This is a genomic window from Saccharomonospora iraqiensis subsp. iraqiensis (assembly GCF_000430445.1).
Classification (GTDB): domain Bacteria; phylum Actinomycetota; class Actinomycetes; order Mycobacteriales; family Pseudonocardiaceae; genus Saccharomonospora; species Saccharomonospora iraqiensis.
Window position 1 is genome coordinate 1 of the sequence record NZ_KE387050.1, and the last position, 2,554, is coordinate 2,554.

The window sequence follows — 2,554 nt, forward strand, 5'->3', positions numbered from 1 at the left end:
GTGCGGCGGGCTCCCGGTGCGCCTGCCCCGTGCGGGTGCCGGAGGCGGTGCGGGTGCCGGAGGCGGTGCGGGAGCGCCGGCCGAGCCGCAGCACCAACGCCGTGAACGCGACACCGAGGACGAAGGCGATCAACAGCCACAGCCAGATCTGGCCGAACAACCACGCCATGACACCCTCCGGCGGTCGCACTCCCGCGCCGACCCGCCTCCCGCGCGCCGACACCCACCCGACGGGAATACCCACCGCACCGCCGTTTGCACGCCCGTGTCGTGTCCTTCACGGCCGAACCCCGGCGGGGTGCGGGGTCAGCGTCGGGTGGCGGTGGCGGTGACGGTGCGGATCCCGGGGACGTCGGCGAGGGTGGTTTCGGCGCGGGCGGCCTGCTGCGGGGTGTCCGTGGTGACGGTCGCGTCCCGGCCGGAGAGGGTCACCTCGTCGGCGGGCAGGTCCGCCGACGACAGCGCGGCGCGGGCGCGGTCGGTGAGTTCCGACTCGATCCGCGCCGTCTCCACGGCCGTGGCCGCGACCGCCAGGGCGGCCGTGGTCAGCACCGCGAACGGGATCAGGAGCAGCCAGTGCCGCGCGCCCGACATGGGGCGAGACTACGGCCGCGGCGGTACCTGCGCACGGCGTCCGGTCACCCCGTGGCCGGGCTCAGGCCCCCGTTCTCCGCGGGCTCGCCCGCCGTGTCCGGGACCGTCCGCTCCGCGAGTGCCGTCGTCACCGGACCGCCGCCGGATGCGGAGCGGGTGATCGTGGTCAGCGGCGCGAGCCGGGGACGCTTCGGCTGGAGCCCGTCGCCCATGGACTCGCCGCGCAGTGTCCTGCGGATCCACGGGAGCAGGTGGGTTCTGGTCCATTCGAGGTCGGAACGGCGCAGGGTCAGCCAGTTCGCCGGTTCGTCGGTCTCCGGCCACGGCTCGCGCCAGTCGTCGGCGGTGGGGACGCCGAGCACCTCGGCGGCGCGCAGGGCGATCCGGCGGTGCCCCTCCGCGGTGAAGTGCAGCCGGTCGTCACTGAACGCCCGCACGTCGTGCAGCACGTGCATCGCCCAGAGGTCCACGACCTTGGCGCCCTGCCGGTCGGCGATGGCCCACAGGTGCGCGTTGTAGATGCCGACCTTCCCGCGCAGGATGCTCATCACCGACATCTGCTTGGTGTCCGGGCCGGTGAAGATCAGGACCTCGATGCCCGCGGCCCGCAGCGCCGCGATGCCCTCCTCGAACCGCGCGGCGACGTCGTCGACGTCCGCACCGGGCACGATGATGTCGTTGCCGCCCGCGCACACCGTCACGAGGTCGGGCCGCAGGTCGAGGGCGGTGGGCAGTTGTTCGTCGAAGATCTCGTCGAGCAGTTTGCCGCGCAGGGCCAGGTTCGCGTAGCGGAAGTCCGGCCTGCCGTCGGCCAGGATCTCGGCGAGCCGGTCCGCCCAGCCGCGGAACGTGCCGTCCGGCGCCTCGTCGTTGAGCCCCTCGGTGAAACTGTCCCCGATCGCCACGTAACTGTCGAACCCGGTCACGACCCTGACCTCCCCCTGACACCACGAGAACGGCGGCCGCGCGCACGGCCGGTCCCGACTCTAGCTCGCCCGGGCCGCACCTACGCTACCGTCGGTTGTGATCCTCGGTCCCTCGGTCACCGCGCCGCGGGGTTGCCCAGCGGGTTCCCGGGGGCGGACGACGCTGTGGGGAAGCTCTCCGAGGCGCCGTGCACCGCCGGTGCCGTTGCCCCCGGACGTCCGGCACGCTGGGGGTGTGAGGAAACGCGAGACCGGTGCCGGTCCGCCCGGCGCCCGAGGCCGGGGGGACGCCGACACCGGGTCCCGGCGGGAGTCGCTGGCCGACCTGCTCGGCGGACGTCGCGGGGCGGTCGACGCGACCCTGCCTCCGGTGGCGTTCGTCCTCGCGTGGTCGCTGACCGGGTCGTCGATCGGCTGGGGAGCCGCCGCGGCGGTCGGGGTGAGCGTGCTCGTCGGCGCGGTCCGGCTGGTGCGCCGGGAAAAGGTGCGTGCGGTGCTGCTGAGCCTCGCGGGGGTCACCGTCGCCGCACTGATCGCGGTGCGCACCGGGGATCCGGAGGACTTCTTCCTGCCCCAGTTGCTGGCCAACGTGGCCAGCGCACTCGTGTGGGCGGTGAGCATCCTGGTGCGCCGACCGCTGCTGGGTGTCGTGGTCGGCGCCGTGCTGGGACAACGGATGCGCTGGCGGCGCGACCGGGACCTGCTGCGCGCCTACTCGCGGGCGAGCTGGGTGTGGGTCGGCCAGTACCTGCTGCGGGTGCTGGTGTTCGGGGCGTTGTGGCTGGCCGGGGAGGTCGTGGCCCTGGGCACCGCGCGGGTGCTGCTGTCCTGGCCGTTGGTCGCGGCGACCCTGGCCGCCAGTGGTGCCGTCGTGCACGTGACGCTGCCGCACGCCCACCCCGGACTGCGCCGTCCCCGCACGCCGGTCGCCGGGGACGGCCCCCGGGACGCGCACCCGGAGGAGGACGACGCGACGGAGGGGCACACCGAACACCCGTCGTCGCCGGGGACGCACCGCTGAGCGGGGGCCCCCG

Annotated in this window: 3 protein-coding genes; 1 reads left to right on the plus strand and 2 read right to left on the minus strand. The window is 74.6% G+C overall.

All coding sequences use genetic code 11. The annotated features are described in order from the left end of the window. Positions 1-306 precede the first annotated feature (306 nt). Complete coding sequence (locus tag ACTIR_RS0103745; RefSeq protein WP_026453268.1) at positions 307-594, minus strand: hypothetical protein; 288 nt, start codon at positions 592-594, stop codon at positions 307-309. Between the two features lie 44 nt (positions 595-638). Next, entirely contained in the window at positions 639-1,520 is an 882-nt protein-coding gene (locus ACTIR_RS0103750; RefSeq protein WP_026453269.1) for an SGNH/GDSL hydrolase family protein, read from the minus strand. A gap of 316 nt (positions 1,521-1,836) precedes the next feature. On the opposite strand from ACTIR_RS0103750, the gene ACTIR_RS21560 reads away from it, so the two are divergent. Further along, positions 1,837-2,541 (plus strand): DUF3159 domain-containing protein, encoded by a 705-nt coding sequence (locus ACTIR_RS21560; protein WP_233345812.1) that lies wholly within the window; start codon positions 1,837-1,839, stop codon positions 2,539-2,541. Positions 2,542-2,554 lie beyond the last annotated feature (13 nt).